General features: G+C 42.4%; 21 protein-coding genes, 1 pseudogene and 1 riboswitch. Of the genes and pseudogenes, 5 read left to right on the top strand and 17 right to left on the bottom strand.

All coding sequences use genetic code 11. The features are described from left to right. Nucleotides 1–195: 195 nt before the first annotated feature. Entirely contained in the window at nucleotides 196–1,293 is a 1,098-nt protein-coding gene (locus EDD68_RS12850) for a mechanosensitive ion channel family protein (protein WP_132372696.1), read from the top strand. Between the two features lie 89 nt (nucleotides 1,294–1,382). Here the strand turns inward: EDD68_RS12850 and EDD68_RS12845 are convergent, their stop codons facing one another. The 6 genes from EDD68_RS12845 to EDD68_RS12820 form a co-directional block, all read right to left on the bottom strand. Next, on the bottom strand, nucleotides 1,383–2,891 hold the full coding sequence (locus EDD68_RS12845; protein WP_132372695.1) for a tripartite tricarboxylate transporter permease: 1,509 nt from the start codon (nucleotides 2,889–2,891) through the stop codon (nucleotides 1,383–1,385). Nucleotides 2,892–2,903: 12 nt separating this feature from the next. Then, a complete protein-coding gene (locus EDD68_RS12840; protein ID WP_341540281.1) occupies nucleotides 2,904–3,437 on the bottom strand; it encodes a tripartite tricarboxylate transporter TctB family protein in 534 nt (177 codons plus the stop codon). A gap of 3 nt (nucleotides 3,438–3,440) precedes the next feature. Next, nucleotides 3,441–4,466: a Bug family tripartite tricarboxylate transporter substrate binding protein gene (locus EDD68_RS12835; RefSeq protein ID WP_132372694.1), complete on the bottom strand. Its 1,026-nt coding sequence runs from the start codon at nucleotides 4,464–4,466 to the stop codon at nucleotides 3,441–3,443. A gap of 211 nt (nucleotides 4,467–4,677) precedes the next feature. Then, nucleotides 4,678–5,358: a response regulator gene (locus tag EDD68_RS12830; RefSeq protein ID WP_132372693.1), complete on the bottom strand. Its 681-nt coding sequence runs from the start codon at nucleotides 5,356–5,358 to the stop codon at nucleotides 4,678–4,680. Continuing rightward, nucleotides 5,359–6,963 carry an ATP-binding protein gene (locus EDD68_RS12825; protein WP_132372692.1) on the bottom strand — a complete coding sequence of 535 codons (1,605 nt, stop codon included), beginning with the start codon at nucleotides 6,961–6,963 and terminating at the stop codon, nucleotides 5,359–5,361. 182 nt (nucleotides 6,964–7,145) lie between these two features. After that, complete coding sequence (locus tag EDD68_RS12820; protein ID WP_132372691.1) at nucleotides 7,146–8,108, bottom strand: ornithine cyclodeaminase family protein; 963 nt, start codon at nucleotides 8,106–8,108, stop codon at nucleotides 7,146–7,148. 321 nt (nucleotides 8,109–8,429) lie between these two features. Here EDD68_RS12820 and EDD68_RS12815 point away from each other — a divergent pair, with 321 nt between their 5' ends. After that, the gene (locus tag EDD68_RS12815) at nucleotides 8,430–9,302 is read left to right on the top strand and encodes an AraC family transcriptional regulator (protein ID WP_165902182.1); all 873 of its coding nucleotides are present in this window, start codon (nucleotides 8,430–8,432) and stop codon (nucleotides 9,300–9,302) included. A 431-nt stretch (nucleotides 9,303–9,733) separates the two neighbouring features. Here the strand turns inward: EDD68_RS12815 and EDD68_RS12810 are convergent, their stop codons facing one another. The 4 genes from EDD68_RS12810 to EDD68_RS12795 all read right to left on the bottom strand — a co-directional run bounded on the left by EDD68_RS12810 (nucleotide 9,734) and on the right by EDD68_RS12795 (nucleotide 12,651). Further along, nucleotides 9,734–10,318: a hypothetical protein gene (locus EDD68_RS12810; protein WP_132372689.1), complete on the bottom strand. Its 585-nt coding sequence runs from the start codon at nucleotides 10,316–10,318 to the stop codon at nucleotides 9,734–9,736. Nucleotides 10,319–10,339: 21 nt separating this feature from the next. Then, a complete protein-coding gene (locus tag EDD68_RS12805; protein WP_132372688.1) occupies nucleotides 10,340–11,785 on the bottom strand; it encodes a sodium:solute symporter family protein in 1,446 nt (481 codons plus the stop codon). Between the two features lie 37 nt (nucleotides 11,786–11,822). Beyond that, nucleotides 11,823–12,032, bottom strand: coding sequence for a hypothetical protein (locus tag EDD68_RS12800; protein ID WP_132372687.1), 210 nt, complete (start codon nucleotides 12,030–12,032; stop codon nucleotides 11,823–11,825). A gap of 277 nt (nucleotides 12,033–12,309) precedes the next feature. Continuing rightward, nucleotides 12,310–12,651, bottom strand: coding sequence for a hypothetical protein (locus EDD68_RS12795; RefSeq protein WP_132372686.1), 342 nt, complete (start codon nucleotides 12,649–12,651; stop codon nucleotides 12,310–12,312). 416 nt (nucleotides 12,652–13,067) lie between these two features. On the opposite strand from EDD68_RS12795, the gene EDD68_RS12790 reads away from it, so the two are divergent. Next, nucleotides 13,068–14,039 carry a glycine betaine ABC transporter substrate-binding protein gene (locus EDD68_RS12790; protein ID WP_132372685.1) on the top strand — a complete coding sequence of 324 codons (972 nt, stop codon included), beginning with the start codon at nucleotides 13,068–13,070 and terminating at the stop codon, nucleotides 14,037–14,039. A 681-nt stretch (nucleotides 14,040–14,720) separates the two neighbouring features. On the opposite strand, the gene EDD68_RS12785 is transcribed toward EDD68_RS12790, so the two are convergent. The 5 genes and pseudogenes from EDD68_RS12785 to EDD68_RS12765 form a co-directional block, all read right to left on the bottom strand. Further along, the gene (locus EDD68_RS12785; protein WP_132372684.1) at nucleotides 14,721–15,551 is read right to left on the bottom strand and encodes a MetQ/NlpA family ABC transporter substrate-binding protein; all 831 of its coding nucleotides are present in this window, start codon (nucleotides 15,549–15,551) and stop codon (nucleotides 14,721–14,723) included. A gap of 22 nt (nucleotides 15,552–15,573) precedes the next feature. Continuing rightward, nucleotides 15,574–16,239, bottom strand: a complete 666-nt coding sequence (locus EDD68_RS12780) for a methionine ABC transporter permease (protein ID WP_132372683.1) — start codon at nucleotides 16,237–16,239, stop codon at nucleotides 15,574–15,576. Then, nucleotides 16,229–17,242 (bottom strand): methionine ABC transporter ATP-binding protein, encoded by a 1,014-nt coding sequence (locus EDD68_RS12775; protein ID WP_132372682.1) that lies wholly within the window; start codon nucleotides 17,240–17,242, stop codon nucleotides 16,229–16,231. Before EDD68_RS12775 ends, EDD68_RS12780 begins: the two co-directional genes overlap by 11 nt. A gap of 85 nt (nucleotides 17,243–17,327) precedes the next feature. After that, nucleotides 17,328–17,443: riboswitch (SAM riboswitch) on the bottom strand. 271 nt (nucleotides 17,444–17,714) lie between these two features. Then, nucleotides 17,715–18,407, bottom strand: a complete 693-nt coding sequence (locus EDD68_RS12770) for a metal-dependent hydrolase (RefSeq protein ID WP_132372681.1) — start codon at nucleotides 18,405–18,407, stop codon at nucleotides 17,715–17,717. A 390-nt stretch (nucleotides 18,408–18,797) separates the two neighbouring features. Beyond that, nucleotides 18,798–19,484, bottom strand: a pseudogene (locus EDD68_RS12765) (AbgT family transporter); the annotation flags it as partial. Between the two features lie 197 nt (nucleotides 19,485–19,681). On the opposite strand from EDD68_RS12765, the gene EDD68_RS12760 reads away from it, so the two are divergent. Beyond that, a complete protein-coding gene (locus EDD68_RS12760) occupies nucleotides 19,682–19,969 on the top strand; it encodes a nucleotidyltransferase family protein (RefSeq protein ID WP_132372680.1) in 288 nt (95 codons plus the stop codon). A gap of 90 nt (nucleotides 19,970–20,059) precedes the next feature. On the opposite strand, the gene EDD68_RS12755 is transcribed toward EDD68_RS12760, so the two are convergent. Both EDD68_RS12755 and EDD68_RS12750 read right to left on the bottom strand, forming a co-directional pair. Next, nucleotides 20,060–20,800 (bottom strand): ornithine cyclodeaminase family protein, encoded by a 741-nt coding sequence (locus tag EDD68_RS12755; RefSeq protein WP_165902181.1) that lies wholly within the window; start codon nucleotides 20,798–20,800, stop codon nucleotides 20,060–20,062. A gap of 376 nt (nucleotides 20,801–21,176) precedes the next feature. Continuing rightward, nucleotides 21,177–22,481: a tetratricopeptide repeat protein gene (locus tag EDD68_RS12750; RefSeq protein ID WP_132372678.1), complete on the bottom strand. Its 1,305-nt coding sequence runs from the start codon at nucleotides 22,479–22,481 to the stop codon at nucleotides 21,177–21,179. Nucleotides 22,482–22,533: 52 nt separating this feature from the next. Here EDD68_RS12750 and EDD68_RS12745 point away from each other — a divergent pair, with 52 nt between their 5' ends. After that, nucleotides 22,534–23,169: an MFS transporter gene (locus tag EDD68_RS12745; RefSeq protein ID WP_132372677.1), complete on the top strand. Its 636-nt coding sequence runs from the start codon at nucleotides 22,534–22,536 to the stop codon at nucleotides 23,167–23,169. Nucleotides 23,170–23,282 lie beyond the last annotated feature (113 nt).

Here is a 23,282-nt window from a genome sequence, read left to right as displayed (position 1 = left end):
CCCATCCGTACAAAATTATTCAGTTTTCCCTGCTGACTGAATATAATCGATATAGAACGATTTTCCTCTTTCCTGTCTTCCTTCGACAAAAAACTATATTCCTGTACGATAATTTGTTACGATAGGGAAAAGGAAAGCTCATACATGAAATAACACAGCCAGAAAAGAAAGCTTGACAAAAAGGGGAATGTTTGCATGAACTGGTACTTTTGGGAGAAAATCAGTACAGAAACATGGATCGATCTTGGAATATCTATAGGCATTTTTCTTTTATTTTTAATCTTCCGGAAAATATTCAGCAAATATTTCTATAAACTGCTTTTACGCACGATGAAAAAAACACCTGTAGATTTCCTCGAACAATTGTTTATCGCTTTTGAACAGCCGCTCCGCTGGCTTTTTATTATCATTGGGATATACGTTTCTGCGCATTATTTTCCATATTTGAGCGTGGAAAATCAATTATTCCGGAGTCTGATTTCTTCGGGAGTCATCGCTATTATTACCTGGGGGCTGTTTAATCTTGCTTCCAGCTCATCTGTTTTGTTCAGAAAACTGGGTGAGCGGACGAACATTAAAATCAATGAGACTTTAATTCCAATTATGTCCAAAACCCTTCGCTTTATTATTGTCGCCATTAGCATAAGCGTCATCGCTCAGGAATTTGGCTACCATATCAACGGCTTTATTGCCGGACTTGGACTGGGCGGAGCAGCTTTTGCCTTAGCGGCACAGGATGTCATTAAAAACTTGTTCGGCGGCGTGGTGATCATTGCGGAAAAACCGTTTCAAATAGGAGACTGGATCAAAACGCCCAGTGTAGAAGGAACCGTTGAGGACATCACGTTTCGCAGCACCAAAGTGCGTACCTTTGCCCATTCTCTGGTGACGGTCCCGAACTCCACACTTGTCAATGAGCCTATTACCAACTGGAGCAAAATGGGCAAAAGACGGATCACCTTCCATCTCGGAGTTGAATACGGTACACCGAAAGATAAGATGAAAACCGTCATCCAGCGGATTGAACATCTGTTACGAAACCATGATGCCATTCATCAGGAGACCATTTTTGTCACCTTTGACCAGTACAACTCCAGCAGCCTGGATATATTCCTATACTTTTTCACCAAAACGACCGACTGGGGCGAATTTTTGAAAGTTAAAGAAGAGATCAACTTTTCCATTATGGAAATCCTCGAAGAAGAAGGGGTCTCTGTCGCCTTTCCGTCCAGGACCGTGTATATCGACCGTGCCCCGGAAAGAATTCATTATCAGAAGCCTGCTGATTCATAAACATCTTGGCGGCTGGCGCGAACCTGTTAAAAAAGATTAAAAAATCATCCCGCAAATGGGATGATTTTTTTCTGCATTATTCTTTCCTGTCAGCCCACCTCTCTGGCGGCTCGCTTCTTGTTTCTGTAACTCTGGTAAATCGGATACAGAAAAGAAAGCAATGAAAGAATAATCAGGACAAGCGCAATTTTGTTTTCAATGAAGATCATCAGGCTACCATTGGAGATGGTCATGGATTGCCTGAAAGCCTGTTCCATCATCCCCCCTAGAATGAACGCCAGAATAAACGGCGGGGCTGGAAAGGCAAACATGCGCATCAGAAAGCCGATCACACCGAATGCCAGCAGCAAATATAAATCAAACGTATTAAAACTGATCGAATAAACCCCGATCACACTGAACATGATAACCATGGAAATCAATAAAGGCCTTGGAATGGTGAGAACCCGGGCGATATACGGAATTAGTGGAAGATTCAAAATCAATAAAAAGATATTTCCAATATACATACTCGCAATCACACCCCAGAAAATTTCGGGGCGGTCTGTCATCAAGAGCGGCCCAGGCTGAATGCCCATTACCAGCAGTGCTCCAAGCATAACCGCAGTCGTCCCCGATCCCGGAATCCCTAAACTCAGCAGGGGAACAAAGGCTCCACTGGTTGCAGCATTATTAGAAACTTCCGGAGCAGCCAGACCTTTGACTGATCCCTTCCCAAACTCTTCGGGTTTTTTCGAAATCCGTTTTTCCGTAATATAACTGATAAACGATGCGATTGTTGCACCTGCTCCGGGTAAGATTCCAATGATAAACCCTAATATGGAATGCCGGCTGATCGGACCACCCATTTCCTTAGCATCTTCTTTCGTCAATTTCAGACTGCCGATTTCTTTCGCGTTTTTCATTCCTTTTTGCTTCCGGTTTATAATTAAGTACCCTACCTCAGCGAGAGCAAACAAGCCAAGTGCTATCACCAGAAAATCAATTCCATCCAATAAGTTTGCACTGCCGAAAGTAAAACGGGCCGTTCCGGTCTGGGGGTCAATCCCGATGGTAACAATCATAAAGCCAACCACAGCCGAAATCAGCGCTTTTAACGTCGATCCCTCAGACAAACTGGCAATGGCCGTTAGTCCTAGCAGCATAAGAGCAAAATAGGCTGGCGGACCAAAAGAGATTGCCACACTGGCGAGTACCGGTGCAAAAATCATAAGCAATATGACACTAATTGTTCCTCCTGCAAAGGAAGAAATGGCAGCGACGGCTAATGCTTTCCCTGCTTTTCCCTGCTGGGCCATGGGATATCCGTCAAAGGATGTCGCTACGGTTCCGGAAATCCCCGGCGCATTTAGCAAAATAGAAGACGTAGAACCGCCAAAAACCGCACCGTAGTAGACGCCTGCCATCAGCACGAGAGCCAGAGCCGGATCCATTCCATAGGTAAGCGGGATCATAATGGCAATCGCACTGATCGGTCCCAGACCCGGCAGCATCCCTATAAATGTTCCAATAAATACGCCGATCAAAACAAATAAAATACCCTGTAAGCTAAAGGCGACCTGTAAACCAGATACAATGCCTTCCAAAACACCGTCCATGATATCCCTCCTTTACACCGGTAAAATTCCAGACGGCAAATGGATTTGCAGTAAATAATTAAATATTCCATATAAAATAACGGGAAATAAAACCGAAACTACTGCATTGGTCACATGCCTGTCATACCCCAGAAACCAGGAAGTCAAATAGATAAACAGAGCCGTCATCATGACAAAGCCAATGATTTCAAGCAGCAAAATATAAACAAATACCATGCCCATTACAACCAGAATGGCAATGGCATCTTTTTTAGGGATTTGGCGTTTTTTCTTTTGTTCTTCGCTGTCCTGATCCTTTGCAAAAAAGAGTGCAACAGATAAAATCGCGAGCAGCCATCCCAACACTTTCGGAATGAAATCTGCATCTACAGGAATATAGGGGTAAGACGGCAACTGATAACTGAAAATTAAATAAACCATAGCGACCAAAAACAAGATGATGCCAGCTTTTCGATTGACATTCTGCAACATGAATAATCCCCCTTTCGCCATCGATAAAATACGGATGAAGCCAACGGCATTGCCGTTGACTTCATATAAAGGCATCTTTTATTCACCTAACAAATTCAATTCTTCCAGAATAGACTCCAAACTTTCTTTCTCTTCATCAAGGAATTGTTTATACTCTTCACTTCCCATATACATTTCATCCCAGCCGTAGTTCGCACGAATTTCTGCAAAGGCATCCGAATCACTCAGTTCTTTAAACTTTGCTTCATAGTAATCAACAGCGGCCTGATCCATTCCTGGAGGTCCAAAGAATCCGCGCCAGTTAATGAATACTTCATCAATTCCCTGTTCTTTAGCTGTCGGGAAGTCCGAAAGTGTATCTCCATCTAGACGCTCTTCGGAGGTTACAGCAAGTACACGAATGTTTCCGGCTTTGGCCTGTTCAACAACCTCAGCTACACCGGTTGAATATACATCAGCACTGCCGTTTAAAATCTGTGTAATCCCGTCTGCATCCGGAGCAGATACGTATTTAATTTTGGTAATGTCCACACCGGCTGCTTTTGCAAACCGAACGAACTGAATGTGGTCCATGCTTCCTGGAGAAGAAGTTCCAACTACCGTAATGCTTGACGGATCTTCTTTCATATCTTCAAACAGTTCATTCAAATCTTCCCATGGGGCATCCGCATTGACAGCAAAGGCACCGTAATCCGCAATCACATTGGCAATTGGTGTGAAATCCTCATGACCGTATTCAGACTGGCCGCTTAAAGGCACCAGCAAAATTGGTGAAGAAGACACGAACAAATTGTGGTTACTGCCTTCTTGATTGGCGATATAGGCCCAGCCAACAGCTCCGCCGCCGCCCGGCTTATTCACAACACCGATGTCCTCTGAAATGATTCCCTCTTCCTGGAATACCTGGGCTGCCATTCGCGCTGTAGTATCCCATCCTCCCCCAGCACCGGCAGGAGCTACGATTTCAATAGACTGTTCGGGCTCCCATTCACCTGACGTTTCATCACCATCAGTGGTATCATCACCCGAAGAATCGTCATTTCCGCAGGCTGCCAGAAACAGAGCCAGCATGACGAACAAAGATAAGGATAAAAACTTCTTCATTCAAAAGTCCCCCTTTTCTGTTTTCAAAACTACTATCACTCATTCTAAAGCGAAACTCTATCCATGTAACCGTTTTCAAAATAAATGAATTAAAGAATTTTTTTATTATTTTGTTCATTTTGTTCACTGGTGATGGCACCTTACTTCCGGGAGATTGCAGGTACCAGTACCTTCCATAAACCTTTCCAGAAAAAAACACTCCAGAAATCTTCTAGAGTGTCCTGTCTTTGCGAAAATATTTCCGTTCCGGCCTTCCGACAATGCCGTATTCTAGTTCGGCATAACATTGATTGATCGAAATTAAATATTCCAGATACCGTCGGGCTGTTGTCCGGGATGCACCCATTTCCTCCCCCATTTTTTCCGCTGAAATCCCATCATATTTTTTTAAAATGTCCACTACTTTCTGCAGCGTTAAAGGATCTATTCCCTTTGGCATCTCTCGCTCCTGTTCGGGAACGCTTGCCCGGCCAAAATATTGATCAAGAAATGCCTGATCCACCTCTTCTTTTCGCTCAAGTTCTTCCTTAAATTGCTTAAATTTTTCTATGGTCTCCAGAAACCGCTCCATGCTTACCGGTTTGATGATATAATCAAACACTCCTTTTTGCAGGGTTTGCTGCACCAGGTGCTTATCGGTTCCGGCACTAATAATAATAATTCCGAGATCCGGCTGGATGGCTTTCAGTTTTTCAATAATATCGATCCCCAGCTGATCAGGCATATATATATCCAGAAGCATCAGATCAACCGGATGCTGCTTGAGCTGATCCAGTGTTTCCTCTGCATTTAACGCTTTAAACACAACTTCAATGTCGTCCGCTTTTGATAAAAAGTCTTCGTGAATGGAGGCAATCCGAAAATCATCCTCCGCTATGGCCACTTTCAACATTTAACTCCCCTCCTTCACATTCATCACTTGCTTCGGCAAATAAACCGTAAACACCGCTCCTTCATCTCTTTTGCTTTTTACTTCAATAGATCCACCCAGGTCACGGACCACTTCCCGGACATTCCATAGTCCATACCCCCGATTTCTAGATGATCCTTTCGTAGAAAATCCCCGCTCAAACATCTGCTCCTCGATCTCTTCAGATACACCCGGACCATGGTCACTGATTTCAAAAATAATATCATGTCCGAGATCCGTTGCAAAAAACGTCACCTGCTTATCCTGCCTTTGGCTGACCGCCTCCATGGCATTATCCAGAAGGTTGCCGAGAATCGTAATGAGTTTTGACATGCTGATATGTTCCGGCAAAGGGGCAAGGGAACTGTTTTCATCGATGAGAAAATCGATTTTTTTCTCCGAAGCTTTCCCGAGTTTTCCTAACAGAATAGCCTGGACCGTTTGATCTTCTATGTTGCTAAATAGAGTCCTGGTCTGAATGTTATGCTGCTCCGATTCTTCCTGAAGCAAAGCAATCGCTTCGTCATAACGTCCCAGCTGCAGAAGCCCCGATAACACATATAATTTGTTCGTATATTCATGGGTCTGGGCCCGAAGATCCTCTGAATAATTTTTTACCTCTGATAGGGTGTTCAACATCTCCTGGATTTCCGTTTTATCCCGAAAGCTGGCCACCACTCCGACCACGTCATCCCCTTCAAATATCGGTGTCCGATTCACAATGACCACTTTATCCTTCAGCATGATTTCTTCATCGGCATCAGGCTTGCCCGATTTCAGCACATCATACATTTTCGTATTGGGCAGAACCTCCTCAATATGCTTATATTTGGCATCCTCGGTAAGTCCAAGCATTTTCCTCGCCGAATGGTTCATAATGGTAATTCTTCCTTCTCTGTCTATGGCGATAATCCCCTCTTTGATGGAACGGAGAACTGCTTTCCGATCCCGGTAGAGGGAGGCAATTTCATGGGGTTCAAGCCCCATCATATCTTTGCGGATGCTCTTCGTTAGAAAAATCCCGCCGACCACACCGAGACCCAGCACGAACAGTGACATAGCCGAAATCTTCATCACCCGGTCAAACACCATATCCCGGATATCCTCCTGCATAAAGCCGACTGAAACAATCCCAATAATTTCCCCTTCATCGTTAAAAATCGGTGCTTTTCCTCTGAGCGACGGACCAAGAGACCCGACCGCTTCCGACTTGTAATACTGCCCGTGAATCAGTGCCAGATCATTATCTCCTCCAACCATTTTCCGTCCAATTTTATAAGGCTGAGGGTGAGAATAGCGAATACTTTCGGTGTTCCCCACCACAATAAACTCAGCCCCAATCTTTTCCCGGATTCGCTCAGCAATGGGCTGAATAATCTCAGAAGGCTTCTCCGTCTCAAAAGCTTCGATCACTTCCGGCATAAAGGAAATCGTGGTCGCTACATTCAGCGCCCGGTCCCCAATATATTCCTTTGTCTGATTATATTCAATATAGCTGTTAATCACTGTCAAGAGAGCGGTTACAAAAATAACGAGTGACACGATTAACGTTAAAATTTTCGTCTGCAGCGACATTTGTTTAGCCATCGAAAGAGGTCCCCCATGATTGAAAGTTCTGCTCTATTGATCTGTCAAAATATTTGATATTTATTATACCTGTTTGGACAGGGGATGTGTATTCTTTAAGATGGTTCACGCAAGAAAAAGATTTCCAGTTTGAGTTTAGCCATAAAAAATCATCCCGGATTACCGGGATGATTGAATTGAAACTATTGTTTTTTCATCACCCGATAAATCTCCACTGCCGTCACGAGGTCAGCCATGGCAAAGCCTACGGATTTAAAAAAAGTTATTTCGTCGTTGTCTTCCCGTCCAGGTACCGCACCCAGAACGAGATCGGCGAGTTCACCTTCAATCGTTTCTTCTGAAAACTCGCCCTTTTCCATAGGAATCAGAAAATCACCCGCTTCTTCCATGCAGCCTTCAAAGGTATCACACATGATTTTGTCTGCCTTCTTCAGCACATTCACGTCCACTTCCTGCATGCTCGGTTTAAAGGATCCGATCCCGCTGATGTGGGTACCGGGCTTTATCAGATTCCCGTCAAACACGGGTGTCACGGAATTGGTGGCAGTGATGATCATATCCACATCTCCTGCCTTTTCATCAGGGTCTTCCACAACCTCTACTTTCCCGTTAAACGCTAGCTCATCCAAAATATAGGCTTTCAGGGATTCCGCTTTGGATCTCGTCGGGTTATACAGATAAACCGTCTCCAGCTCCCGGACTTCCAGTGCTGCACCGATTTGCCCCCGTGCCTGCTCGCCACAGCCGATGACCAGACATGTCCGGGTGTCTTCTCTTGCCAGATACTTCGCCGCCACACCGCTGATGGCACCCGTACGCATCACCGTCAGCCATGACGCATCCATCAGTGCCACATGCGCACCCGTTTCCGCATCGGTGAGCAAAATCTTGCTCTGCAGTGACTTCATCCCCCGATTCCGGTTTTCCGGAAACACACTCACGATCTTCACCGCCGTATACCCGACCTCTTCTGAATAAGAAGGCATATACAGCATCGTCCCGTTCTGTTTGTCGATATTCATTGCCGTCCGGATCGGCTGTTTGTTGTTCCCTGTCCGGTAAATTTTCGCCGCCTCTTCAACCGCAGCCAGGCACTGTTTCATGGTAACATGTTTCTTGATCTCTTCGTCTGTGATGACAAGCATAGGATCACCTCGTTAGACTTCTATTATTAACGTACATTAATTAAGCGCTGTATGTTTTGTCAAATCTTTTGCGAATCTCCTTTACATGAATGCGCTTCCCCTTTTGCACCCAGACAAAAAGGCACATGAATAATCGATTATTGATTTGAAAAACTCAGGCAGGAAAAATGTCACATTAACCGAATGTATGAAAGATATATACATCAAATCCCTTTCGTCTACGCATACCTCCCTTTACCGTGTTGTTTTCAAAATCGCAAAATAAATCAAAAACTTTTCATCCGAAATGGATATAATCAATTCAATCAAGGAGGAATTCTGATGAGTGTGGACTATTTTAAAAGAATTTCCAGTGCGATCGATTTCATGGAAACCAACATACATGAAGAGATCAGTCTCGAGAGCATATCCCGTCATGTAGGGCTGTCACCCTTTCATTTCCACCGAATCTTCCACTCCATACTGGGTGAGACCATCACCGAATACGTCAAAAAGCGCAGGCTGTCTCTCGCTGCCCGGGACCTTTTCATCACGAACAAACGAATCATTGACATCGCATTTGACTATGGCTATGAGTCACAGGAGGCTTTTACCAGAGCCTTTAAAAAGATGTTTGGTGTGACCCCCGGCGCATTCCGAAAACACCAGGAAAACTACCAGCTGCTCTATCATTTGACGAAACGAAAACCATTTACCGACAAAAACATTCATCATTTAAAAGGAGTGAATCAAATGGAACCAAAATTTAAGAAGAAAGAGGCATATCACATTGTAGGTTTGCAAATGCACAGTTCCCGGGCCCATGAAATTCCAAACATGTGGGATGAACTGGATCAGGTGAAGGATCAAATTCAGCACAGAGTCTCTCAAACGATCTATTTAGGCGTAATGGAACCGACGGGAGTCAATGTAGAATTTAATTATATCGCTGGAGTGGAGGTATATGAACTAAAGGATATTCCTGAAGGTATGGTGGGAAAATCCTTCCCTGCCAATGAATACGTCGTGTTTACCCACAGAGGAACCACAGAAACCCTGCAGGATACGTTTCAGTATATTTACGGAACATGGTTTCCAAAAAACGGCTATGACAGAGGAAATGGACCTGAATTCGAACTATACGATGATGCCCGATTTTTCGGACCAATGAACCCGGATTCTGAAATCGATATTTATATTCCGATAAAAAAATAATACCAGGGGCCTGACGGGACCATGCATGTTGTCGTCCCAAATCGTTTGAATTCCTCCCTGAAATAGATGAAAAACATAAAACCTATGTGATTGGTTTAACCCATGTCCGTCCATAGTAGTGGCAGCAATGAACCTGATCACTTATAGGCACTGCTTCGTACACTTCATCAGCAAGTGCTCACACCATGGTGGTCAAAAGAGTAGAACAATTAGGGGTTCTGAAACCGAATGCCTACCCCCAATCCACTCTGGACAACTTTAAACAGCGATTCATTAAGGATTCTGATTCTATAGAAATGGATACTCTCTGTCAGAAGCTGAATAGTCTCCTGTTGGAGGAAACAACGACTGATGCTGGTCGTCTTGCTGACAAAAAAAGCAGGCCTGTGCCTGCTTTTTTTCCATTCATTTGTCTCTGCCCTTCGTTTTTTCTATGCGTCAAGTAACTGCCCCTGCCTACAAAACCTTTCTCTTTCTCCCGTGTTTGCATTGATCATATAGATGGCATCGTGATTTCTCACTTTTACGTGAATGTTCCAGAGGGGAACATATGCGACAAACATTTCCTGGATTTGATGAATCGGCTTTTTTAACAAATAAGAACGATTCATTTGCCTGTGCTGTACATGCTTGACATATCGCAGTGCGTCATCTTGATCGTGAATCTTCTCTGGCACGAGCTGATCTTTCCGAACATCGCTTTCTTCCAGGGGAGGAACTTTCCCAAACAATCCCCGGTATCCATACACCGCATCCACAAAAATAACATTGGGCATTTTTTTCGGTGGGAAAGGGGGCCGTTCCGCGATTACCAGCGTTTTCGCTATCCAGAACGGGTGATAGATCTGTTCACAGGACAAAACATATTCCTTTAAACGTTCCCTGTTCATCTCCTTAACCCACTTTAGCTTCAACGGCAAATATTTATAAGCATACGCCAGTGCTTCATTCTTTGTAAGTAAAGAACCCTGCTGAATGCATGTAATTCGCTGAACGCTTGATCTCCCTGTTTTCATACCGTTCATCCTTTAATGCCATTAATGGGTTTCTTCAGACATGCCATGGTAAAAGTCCACCCGATCCTGTATTTCTTTTGGGGGGGCTTCTGTCATCACACTGACGATCATCGTCAGCAACAGAGAAACTGGGGCTGCCACAATCGGTTCCGCGTTCGTTGGAAGTACCTGGGTCATCACCAATATTAAAAACGTAACCGCTCCGCTTAACATTCCAACAAGTGCGCCGGTTTTGTTTGCACGTTTCCACCAGATTCCAAGCACCAGTGGGAAGCCAAAGGACGACAACAAAAACCCGCCGACCCATCCAACCATTACCGCAATGATCCCCGGTGGATGAATGGCAAAGATGATTCCGATTACACTGGCGACAATCATGACCATCAAACCGAGACCGGTCACAAACCGCTCACTGGCATTCTTGTTGATATGTTTTTTATAAATATCATGGGCCACTCCTGCCGAAATAGCCAGCAACATTGCATCAGCCGATGACATAATGGCAGCCATGATACCAGCCAGCATAATCCCGCCTAAAATGGGTGGCAAATAATGTTCTATAACCGAAACAAATACCATATCGGTATTCTCCAGCGATCCGATAACATCCAGGGCTGCCCCTGCCCCTGTCACTACAAATCCAGCTAAAAACAGCAGGATATAAAGAATTGTCGCTCCCATAGCCGAACGACGGGCAATTTTTTCATCTCTGGAAGCAAAATTACGCATAACCACAGAAGGGGAAACGATTCCGAACCACAAAAAAGCTATAAATAATCCAAAGTAAGACATCCATGGCAAATTAACATCCCCAAAGGTTGGACTGGCAGCAAGGGCACTGTTCAGCAGATTCGATAACCCACCATGATCTACAAGAATAAATCCTGCCAGCAAAAGAATTCCGATCAGCATGATGGCTCCCTGTAAGAGATCGGTATAGGTAATGGCCCACATCCCACCTAATGCGGCATACAGCGTAAAGCCAAGACCGAGTACAATAACAGCGGTAGTATAATCAATGCCAAGCACATACGATCCGATAATGCCGGAAGCAGTTAATTGAGGAATCATATAAAAAGTCATCCCGATTACGACAACCAGCGCAGAAACAATCTGCACCGATTTTCCATAGCGCTGATAAAAAAAGTCAGGAACCGTTTTAACCCCGGATCTGCGAATTTGCCCGGCGATTAAAAACATCGCAAAAGGAAAAATCGCAATCACGCCAAAAGCATATGTCAGGAAGAACGGAAGGCCATTGGCCACTCCTCCCCCAACGGCTCCCATCAGGGAACTGGAACTGGCAACCGCCGCAAAGGCAGCAAAAGAACCGACAAAGGTATTGATGCTCCTCCCTGCCGTAAAATAATCGCTTTCAGACTGACGGGCACGTTTATAAAAGTAAATCCCAATCAGCGTCATCACAATTAAATAAATGAAAAGAATCACGGATTCCGTTACCCTCATGTGAACTTCCTCCTCTCAAATTCCAGAAATCCATTCCCTACTGCTGCTGATCCAATTTTTCAATCCAGATCACATAAATCACACCGATGAGTACCCAGAAAAACAAACCAATAAACATGAGCCAGCCCACAAGGGAAATCCCACCCAGGTACACATCAGCCGGCCACCAGATAAAAACCAGGGCTGCGTATACAGCCAGCACAATCGTGAGGATGATTCCAGGATCTTTTACTTTTGACCTTTTCACATCATCACCCCCTTGTTGTTTTATTACAACTATATTTTATTATAATTAGAAATAATCATTATTTTCAAACAACTATACAAGCCCCTTTTCATATGTATCCCGCGACGAATGACCTGACTTCATTGCAACTATGCCCAGAAACATAAAAGAAGTGCCATACTGTCCAGGCACTTCTCCGCACAAAACCGATTATGTCCTGTCCTGATACACCGTCACTGCCGTCACAAGATTGGCGATGGCAAAGCCTGCAAATTTAAAAAAAGTGATTTCATCGGGTTTATTTGATCGAACTTGTTTTCTGGATCTTTTTGATAACATATCCTACTAAAATGAGCCCCATCAAAAGGAAAAATAACGTCACCAACAACCCCGCAGTAACCCCAAAGTTCACATAAATATAAACAGCTGCAAGGAGCATCACAAAGGTAAATACACAAGATGCTCCCAGTTCTTTATAAACCCTGGGAAAATCTCGCCGTCTTCGTTTTTCATATATGATCAAAGCTAAGCCCGCAAATATAACAACACTTAGAACAACCAACCCTATCTGGTATCCATCTTCCACATCAATCCCCCCTTTTAAATGGATGTTAACATAAACTAAACGTAATGATAACATGGAAGGAATTCGTTCAACTAACCCTTCTTAGTTGAAGAAGGATAACAACAAATTTAAATGAACAAATGTCGTCCAGAATTAATCCCGGCGTTAAATTTATACAATCATCATACAGCCTTTCATGAATGGATCGATCATGTTTCTCCATGGTGTTTGATAGCATTACCTTCATTCAGGAACGATCGGGGTGTCAAATGAAAGGGTTTGATTGCGCTGAGAGAATTTTTTTGCAAACCATGGTGTTAAGTGGAGAAAAATAGAGAAAAGATCGGAATACCCCTGATAAGATTTATACAGTTTCGTCTGTATAGATAATTTGTACAAAATTATTCAAATTTCACATTTGAATCAGACACTTAAATAGGTTTAAAATTCATGAATTGCTAAAAAAGCATGAAAAATCGCTCCCTGTAAAAATGACACCATGTAGCAAACAAACAACTAAAGGAGTGTTGTACGACGTGTTTCAAGTGAACTGGAAAAGTCTTGGGATGATAGCCGGAGTATCTTTATCCCTGATAGCAGCCGGCTGCGGACAGGAAAATATAGACGATACGGCTGACAGCGGAGAAGATCAAACCGAAACCATCAGCATTAGCGAAAAAGTCGACTACACCATTACTGGAATTGAGCCTGGTGCCGGCATTACCCAGGCAACGGACAACGCACTGGAAGAGTATGAAAACCTTGCCGGCTGGGAACAGATCAATTCCTCCACAGTCGCCATGCTGTCCGAATTAGATGATGCGATTCAAAATGAAGAGCCTATTATTGTCACAGGCTGGTCTCCTCACTTCAAATTTGCAAAATATGACTTAAAATATTTGGAAGACCCAAGAGGGGTTTATAGGGATGTCGAATACATTTCCACCATTGTCAGAAAAGGTTTAAAAGAAGACATGCCTGAGGCCTACACGATTCTAGACCGATTTCACTGGGAGCCGGCGGACATGGAAGAAGTCATGCTTGCTGCACAGGAAATGGAATTTGAAGACGCTGCCCGGCAGTGGGTGGATGAAAACCAGGACAAAGTAGATGAATGGACAGAAGGCGTCGAACCTGTCGACGGTACATCCATCGAATTAGTTTTAACCCCCTGGGATACCGAGCGCTCTTCAGCCCATGTAGCAAAAATCGTGCTGGAGCAGATGGGATACGAAGTAAAACTCACGCCAGTAGACCCATCCATTATGTTCCAGGCCATTGCCAAAGGAGACGGTGATGCTTCCCTTGCACCATGGATGCCAGCGACCCACGCCGCTTTCTATGAAAAGTATGAAGGCGAGTTTGAAGACCTGGGCGAAAACCTGAGAGGCGCCAGAATCGGCTTAGTTGTACCATCCTATATGAACATTGATTCCATTGAAGATTTAGAACCGGCGGAGTGATAGAAAAATAAACGAGTCTGGCTCTAAAATATGAGTCACCCGTTTTCATATGATTTTTCCTTGATAGCCGATATCTTATACAAAATATTGATCAAGAGTCCCGGTGCGCGGATCCTGATATCTCGCAGGTGAACTCTGATTTCCTGCGCGTAAGCCCTGATTCTTCGCGCGTGAACTCTGATATCTCGCGTGTGAGTCCTGATTTTTCACGAATGAGCCCTGATTCTTCGCGCGTGAACTCTGATATCTCTCGCGTGAGTCCTGATTTCTTGTGCATGAGCCCTGATTCTTCTGATATCTCGCGCGTGAGTCCTGATTTCTCACGAATGAGCCCTGATTCTTCGCGCGTGAACTCTGATATCTCGCGTGTGAGTCCTGATTTCTTGTGCCCGAACTCTGGAATAGAAAAGTACATAAAATTGCAAAGAAACATACACAACTTTGCCAGCCCATATTACTCTATTTTGATTGAGAGAATGCGTTTGTCACGAAATAACTGTCACCCGTAAAGCATCCATCCCATGTTTATCAATGTATTTTCATCCAATTGATTTTAATGAATCGATTGTAAACTCTTCCTAACAAATATCGTTCTTTGATTTTTCAGAATGTCTTCCTTTCATCAAATAAATCCATAAACACCAGCCGGTGATGCCGTTCACCGCGCTGATGTGATATCTTTTATTCTTTATTCCTCTCCAGCATCCATTCTGGTTTGCCAAATCCTTTGAATTCTTCATCAATAACAGCTTCAAACTCTTCTGACTCGACTGCCTCTTTAATATCCTGAACAAAGGGCTTATCAAGATCACGAGTGTTCACCACCACGCGGTTACGGTATTTATCCGGCATCGTTTCAAGGACGAGAGCATCCAGCAGATTCATTTTAGCAGCCAGTGCATAGTTCCCGGGAACGGCAGCAAGATCAGTACCTTCAACAGCACGTGGCAATTGGCCGGCTTCAATCGGTTTGAATTCAAGATTTTTCACATTTTCTTCCACATCTCTTTCCGAGGCTGTCAACGGGTCAAAGGAGGAGGCCAGTGTGATCAGCCCTTCACTTTCCAGAATCAGCAAGGCTCTGGCCAGGTTTGTCGGATCATTGGGAACAGCAATCTGACTTCCTTCTTCAATTGCATCCAGGGAATCAAAACGATTGGAGTAAATGCCCATTGGGGCTGTTGGAACGACAATAACTTCAGACAGCTCCAGATCATGCTCTTCCGCAAAGGATTCCATATATACTTTATGCTGGAACAGATTCGCATCCAGATCGCCGCTGGCAAGGGCCAGATTGGGCTGAATATAGTCGCTGAATTCGACGACTTCGACGGTATATCCCTTTTTCTCCAGTACAGGCTTAATGCCTTTTGTCACCATATCACTATAAGGGCCGGAAGTTGCTCCAATGGTCAGCTCCTTTTTCTCTTCAGCTGTGGTTTCCCCATTTCCGCACGCGGATAAAAATCCAAGAGTAACAATAACTATGAAGGTAAGTCCAATACGTTTCATTGAAAAATTCCTCCTTCTTAATCTATCGTTTATCGGTTAATCGGGCGATTCGGTCGCCCAGAAACTGAATCAGCTGAACAAGGCAAATCAAAATGACAACGGTTGTGATCATAATGGTATTGTCGTAACGGTAGTAGCCAAAGCGAATGGCAAGGTCTCCGATCCCTCCTCCGCCTACAATACCTGCCATGGCTGAGTAGCCGACCAGACTGATTGTAGTGATGGTAATGCCATGGATGATTCCGGGACGGGCATCGGGAAGAAGCACATCTTTAATAATCATCCATGGACTCGCCCCAACGGAAATAGCTGCCTCTATGACTCCCCGATCAATTTCCCTCAGTGAAGATTCCACAATCCTTGCAAAAAATGGTATGGCAGCAATGGATAGGGATACTGAAGCAGCTGTCGGACCGATCGTAGTCCCTGTTAACCACCTGGTAAAAGGGAGTAAAGCCACCAGAAGAATAATAAACGGTACCGACCGGACCATATTCACGACAAATCCGGCGGCGGATTTTACAACGGGATTCTCCAGAAACAGCCCCCGATCCGTCACAAATAAAAGGATCCCGAGGGGAAGTCCGCCCATAATAGCCACAGCGAGGGAAATAGAAACCATGTACATCGTTTCCAGAAATGCTTGATTCAGTTCCGGAACAAGCTCTGCCAGCCGGTCAAGCAGCATGTTCAATCACCTCCAGCCCGCCGGTCCGCTCATGCATAAAATCAATGGCCCTTTTGACTTCAGATTCATCACCGATCAACTCCAGAACAAGAATCCCCAGAGGCTTGTTCTGAATATACTCGATCTTCCCGTGGATAATATTTCCTTTCACCCGAAAGGATTGAAGCATATCCGAAATCACCGTGTCACTGGCCGCCTCTCCTCTGTACTGAAGGCGGACCAGTGTTCCCCGGCGATTTTTCACCAGATGCTCCGGAAGCTCAAGCTGCAGGACACTGTCGATAAAGGAACGGGTCAGCGGTTCCTCTGGACGGGCAAAGAGCTCATACACTTCCCCGCACTCAATGATTTTACCGTCCTGCATGACAGCAATCCGGTCACAGATTTCCTTGACTACCCCCATTTCATGGGTAATCAGGACAATGGTAATGCCTAGCTCCTGATTAATTTTCTTCAATAGGAGCAGAATTTGCCTGGTCGTACCCGGATCAAGGGCCGATGTTGCCTCATCGCACAGCAGAACATTCGGATCATTGGCCAGTGCCCGGGCAATGCCCACCCGCTGCTTCTGCCCCCCGCTGAGTTGAGACGGATAAGCATCCCTCTTGTCTTGAAGACCGACCATCTCCAAAAGATCATCCACTTTGTTCCGGATTTCCTGTTTCGATTTTCCTGCCGCCTTCAGAGCAAAGGCTACATTATCAAACACCGTCTTGGAGCGTACCAGATGAAAATGCTGAAAAATCATACCGATTTTCTGCCGCGCCCTGCGAAGTTCCTGCCTGCTCAGGCTGGTCAAATCCACCCCATCAATTTTCACATTTCCTGACGTTGGCCATTCCAGCATATTGATGCACCGGAGCAACGTACTCTTTCCGGCACCGCTGTAGCCGACAATTCCGAAAATTTCCCCATCATTGATCGTCAGGGAAACATCTTGAACCCCCTTCACCTTTTGTTTGCCCGATTCGTAAATTTTGACCAGATTTTGAATCTCAATCAACCGTATTCACCCCTATTCTATGTAACTAAAAAAGCCTTTCTGTCCGATAAGAGAACAGAAAGGCTATACGACGCACTTCCGTGTTCTCTCATCTCTCAAAGCCGTCACTCGGCTTTGCAGGAATTGGCACCGTTCAGGCTGAATTTGCCTGATGGTTGCCGGGCTTCATAGGGCCAGTCCCTCCGCCTCTCTTGATAAGAGATTCACTTCGCATATGCAGTTTTAACCATATAACGCATGAAAGCTGTAAATGATGTAATCATTTTAAATCAGTTCAGGAATGCCGTCAAGTTATTTTTCAAAACATTCGATACAGACTGCGCGGATTTGCTGGTTCGCTCCTGCTGATCGCGTTTCATATTCTGTTATTTCTGATTCTACCCCCAATTCCCAATCAGATGCCCTCATTTCCACCAGTCATCCGGGTAAGCATCCTGGATTTTCGGGCTGAGAATTCTTTTTAAAAGTATGGCTATTCATTCCTGGTTTCCCGATATATTTCTATATCTTGAGAAAACAAAGCTGAGTAACCGAATATAGACCGTTCATCTGTTCTGATTTGAAAAGCCCAGCGATTATCAAAAGACGGATAAGTGATTAGCAATTGTATATTTTCATCATTATATGTTTTCTCTAAGGTTTGTTCTAACTGAACTTTGGAATAGGATAGTAATCCAAGGTAGATCAATAATATACTTAAACCCATTCCAATCACTAACCTTTTCTTTCTCAAAAAAAAGCTGAGGGTGATCGTTATAAACAGCAGTGTTAATATAAAATAATCCACGCTTCTTATGATATGAAAACGGAATTCTTTCATAGTAGATGGATAGTATAAGGCTAAACCATTTCCAATAAAATCAATCAAAAGGTGACCAATGAATATAACTACAGAAAACACGATCCATAGCTTTACCCAATCAATTTTTTTAAAAAACCAGCGTGACACTAAAGCCATTAAAAGACCGAAAACTGGAACAAACCATATGGAGTGTCCATAAAGATCACCAAAGAACTTTGTGATATCAGGGGCGATTGAGGCAATACCAGATATAGTCAAAACAAAGATTTGATCTCTATTCGATTCCACATCTTTACTTAGAAAAAAATAACCTATACATAAACCTACTAAAATATGAAGAATAGAGTGAAGTAAATAATCCATTCATGTCACCTCAGTTAAACCGTATCGTCTTCTGAAAATGGACCCGGATGATCTTCATCATCTGCCAGCTGAAAATCTGGAACGAAATGAATAGAAAGATAATTTTCGTAATATGACGAATAGGATTGCTTGCAGCAAAAAAGGAAATAGAAAAATTACTAGAACTCAAAACCATCCAGGAAATCCTCTGTCCAAGTATCAGGAAGATTGTATCATAAATTGTGATTCCGTTCCTTTATTAGGAATTTATTGCACAAATTTAAAACCTGAACCGATTTGGTATCGGTACTGCGAACAAATTGACTGCTAACAGATGGAATACTAAGAGTAATCAAAGAAACTGTTCCCGTTCAAGAGGAACAGTTTCTCTATTTTTATATGAAAATTACCTTACAGATATACGCCGACACCCGGACCGAATGGAATTCCGGTAAATGCGAAGATCAAGAGCAAGACAATCCACACACCCAGGAAGATTAAACTGTAAGGAAGCATGAGGGAAATGAGTGTTCCGATTCCGGCTTTCTTATCGTACTCTCGCATGAAAGCCAAAACAATTAAAATATAAGGATTTAGTGGAGTGATGATATTCGTTGATGAGTCTGCGATTCGGTAAGCAGCCTGGATAAACGCGGGATTGTAATCCAAGAGCATGAACATCGGAATAAAGATTGGTGCCATCAACGCCCACTGAGCCGAACCGCTGAAAATAATTAAGTTCAAAACCGCCGTTAGTAAAACGAATCCGATCACCACCGGTATTCCTGTCATATCAATGCTGGTTAAATATTCAGCACTGTTTACGGCGACCCATGTACCGAGGTTAGACCAGTTGAAATAGCTAATAAATTGAGCGGCAGCAAATATCAGCACGATATAACTTGACATATCCTTAATGGCTTCACCCATATATTTCGGAATGTCATCCATTGTCTTAATTTTCTGAACAGTATAGCCGTAAGCAACCCCTAATGTGATAAAGAAGAATAGCAGGATAGGAACAATTCCGCTTAAAAATGGAGAAGGGACAATTCGTCCATCTTCATTTCGCAACCGGCGGAATTGATTTGGGATAACCGGGATCAAACATGTCTAATCTTCCTCCATTACGACTAAAACTGACTTTAAAGCCACCCTTTGTCTATATTTTGTGTTTTTGAATTACCTGAACCATTTCATTCAAACGTATGTGATCATGGGAAAAACCTTAGAATTGATTGACATCAATGGTGTTATAATGAAACTGTGATCATGAAAAAGTGAGGGGGTCCATCATGCTATATGATGATCTTCAAGAAAAACGTGATCTGATTTTGAGGAGCGCAAACAAAAACGGAATACAAAAAATACGAGTTTTTGGTTCAGCTGCCAGACGAGAAGATGATCCTTCAAGTGATCTTGATTTACTCGTGACCTTTGAAGGAGGAAGAAGTCTTTTCGATCTGATCCGATTCAAAAACGAGATGGAAGAACTTCTGAATGTAAAGGTCGATGTCGTAACGGAACACTCCATTCATCGAAACATGAAAGATCGAGTGAAAAACGAGGCAATTGAGCTATGAAAAATGACAGAGTTTTTCTAACCCATATCCTGGAGATTCAGCCTCATTAAAAAAATCATCCCGAAAATGGGATGATCTTCTAGCTGTCAATCAGCCTTTATCTTTCAAACTCCGATACACCGCCACCGCCGTGACGAGATCCGCCATGGCAAAGCCGACGGACTTAAAAAAAGTGATGTCGCTTTCGTTTTCCCTGCCGGAGAGTTCACCCAGAACCAGATCGGTCAGTTTCCCGTCAATGTTGTCCTTCGAAATTTCGCCCTGCTCTATCGGGGTAAGGAAATCGCCGGCTTCCTCCATGCAGCCCTCAAAGGTGTCGCACACAATTTTGTCCGTCCTTTTCAGCGCATTCAGATCCACTTTCTGCATATCCGGCTTAAAGGAACCGATCCCGCTGATGTGGGTTCCGGGCTTTGCCAGAGTACCGTCAAAAACCTGCGTTCGGGAACTGGTGGAACAGATGATGATATCTGCATCTCTCACCTTTTCATCAGGACCGTCCGCAATCTCCACGTCCCCTTCAAAATGAAGCACCTCATAAATATAGGTTTTCAGGGACTCGGCTCTGGTCCGCGTCCGGTTGTACAGAAAAATCCGTTCCAGATTCCGGACCTCCAGCATCGCACTGATTTGCCCTTTGGCCTGCTCGCCGCAGCCGATCACCAGGCATGTCCGGGCATCCTCCCGCGCCAGATGCTTCGCTGCCACTCCGCTGATGGCAACGGTACGCATCACCTTGAGCCACGACGCATCCATGAGCGCCACATGCTCGCCCGTCTCCGCATCGGTAAGGAGGAGCTTGCTCTGAATCGACTTCAGGCCCCGTTTCAAAAATACAAGTATTGACAGTCTAGGTTTAGAAATTTGTACAAAGCATTATCTGAAAAAGGTTTTTTTAGCAACCAATATTATAGATTTTGTAAATGCTTCTAAAGGTATTAAAGAAATAACAAGTAAATAAAAGGAATTATAAGAAAAACTAAGTTCTCCTCCAATCCATAATTCAAATAGCTCTAAATAAACATTAATTAACATATAATAAATTTTTAAAAATGTTAATATTTGTTTAATATATAACTACAATTGGGAGAGGTGAGAAAGATGACCATCCAAAAATTAGCTCAAGCAATTAGAAAAGATGTTTTAAATGACATCAAAATTTTAGAAATATCCAACATTCAATTAAGAATAAAAAAGCATATTTACATTAAATGAACAAAGGAAATTTTATTATCTCAGTTTTTCGATCAATTTCAATAAATATTTTTGCTGCTTTTTCATACTCGCGTTGATTAAAATGCAATAATGCAATTTTCTTTAATGCATATCTTTCTCCCCATTGGATGTTATTTTCGTTAAATAATGCAAATGAATTGTTATAATTTTCTAGGGCTGCTTGATATTTTTTTTCGTTAAACCTTATATCTCCAAGAATTATAAATGCAATACCTTTATACTGTTTTTCATGATTTTGAGAAATGATTTCATTACAAATTTCTTCTGATAATTTAAAATGTCCGTTATGATAATGAGACTTTGCCATACCGGTTTTTGATAAAAGAAAACCTTGAATGTGTTGGATTTCTTTATATAATTTTACGGCTTTTTCAAAATAATCTATCGCCATATCGTATAAACCCTGTTTTAAAAATAAATTTCCCATATTGTTATATATGTTTGCTATACTTTCATGCTCTTCAGTTAATTCAAAGAATTTTAATGCTTTTTTGTTATACTCTTTAGAACACTCATAGTCATCAAGCTCTTTATAGCATAACGCCAATAGCAAATATACCTTTCCAGACTTGACATGCACATCTGATGACTTATTTAAATTCTCAGCTTCTTTTAAGTATCTGATCGCTGAATGATATTCTCCAAAATTAATGTGAGCATGTCCTAAATTAATTAGTAAAGAGGTCTTCAAAACTCCTCCAATTTGGTTTTTGATCAATGCATCATAAGCTGTATCTAGCCATTGAAATGCTTCGTTATTTTTCTGAAGCTTTAAGTATAGAGAAGCTAAATCATTGATAGATCGGATCCATTCATTTATATAATTTGTCTTTTTTAACAATTTTATACTTTCCCTATACTTTTCTATAGCCGGTGAGGAGTCTGAACTATTATTATTTTCAGCCAATTTTCCCTCTGCCCAATATAAAATACCTTTTTCATAATTGCTAAGATTACTTTTTAATTCAAGGTTTAATTTTTTGTAAGTTTTTATCGATTCTGATATTTTCCCGGCTTCAATATTTGTTTCCAACTCTTTTAAATATTTTTTAAACATAGAAATTTTAAAAGAATTGTTCTTAGGTTCTTCTAATAATTCTTCTATTTTACACTCCAATTTTGATGCAATCTTTTTTAAAAGACTATAAGATGGGTGGACATTTCCCTTTTCTATTTGACTCAAATAACTTCTGGATACAATTCCTTTAGATAGTTGTAATTGTGTTAGACCTTTTTCTTCTCTTAACTCTTGTATGCGCTGACCAACAAGTGACAAGACACTATCCCTCCAATATGTTTAGTAAATCAATAAGAAAGGTGGCGTCAACATGCGTTTCGTTAAGAAACTAAAAAATCTACTAAATCTCAAGCTGCAAAATATGCCAAAAATTATCTGGTATTTAATCATCACTGGCTTAGTTATTTCGGTCACCAGATTTATGTCAATGCCATTTCTAGCAGTTTATTTTAAAAACAATTTAGGTTTTACATCTGCCAAAGTTGGTTTTTTATTAGCAGTTACTCCATTTACTTCAATGATCTTTAGTATTATAGGCGGCAGATTAAGTGATATTTTAGGTTCTAAACGGACCTATATATTGTCATTAATCTTGTCATCAATTTGTTTAATAAGTTTTATTCTTTTTAGTAGCTATCTAATATTAATTCTAGTTGCTGCAGTTTCAGGTATAGCATGGAGTTTATATAATACTTCAAACCAAACTTTACTATCTGAATATACCTCAGATAAAACTGTTTCAAATGTCTTCAGCTATAATTATTGGGTTATTAACCTGGGTGGGGTAGTAGGACCTCTCCTTGGAGTTTACCTATTAAACATGAGTATCATTTTACCGTTTCTAATTTTTTCAATTGTTCTCATATTAATATGTATTTTCTATATTTTTATATTTAAAAGCAATTTACTAAAATTTCAATACTTAAAGGAAATGAAGAACAGATGATGTATAAAAGTCTGTGTAAAATGATTTTTTACTGGAAAAAAAGAAAAAGGTAGGGTATTCTCAGATTTGCGACCAAACAAAAATGAGAAAGGAGACCCTACCTATGTCTAATA

Source organism: Melghiribacillus thermohalophilus (assembly GCF_004342905.1).
Lineage (GTDB): Bacteria > Bacillota > Bacilli > Bacillales > Alkalibacillaceae > Melghiribacillus > Melghiribacillus thermohalophilus.
The sequence above is the reverse complement of the archived record's forward strand: the minus strand, read 5'-3'. Positions and strand labels throughout refer to the sequence as shown.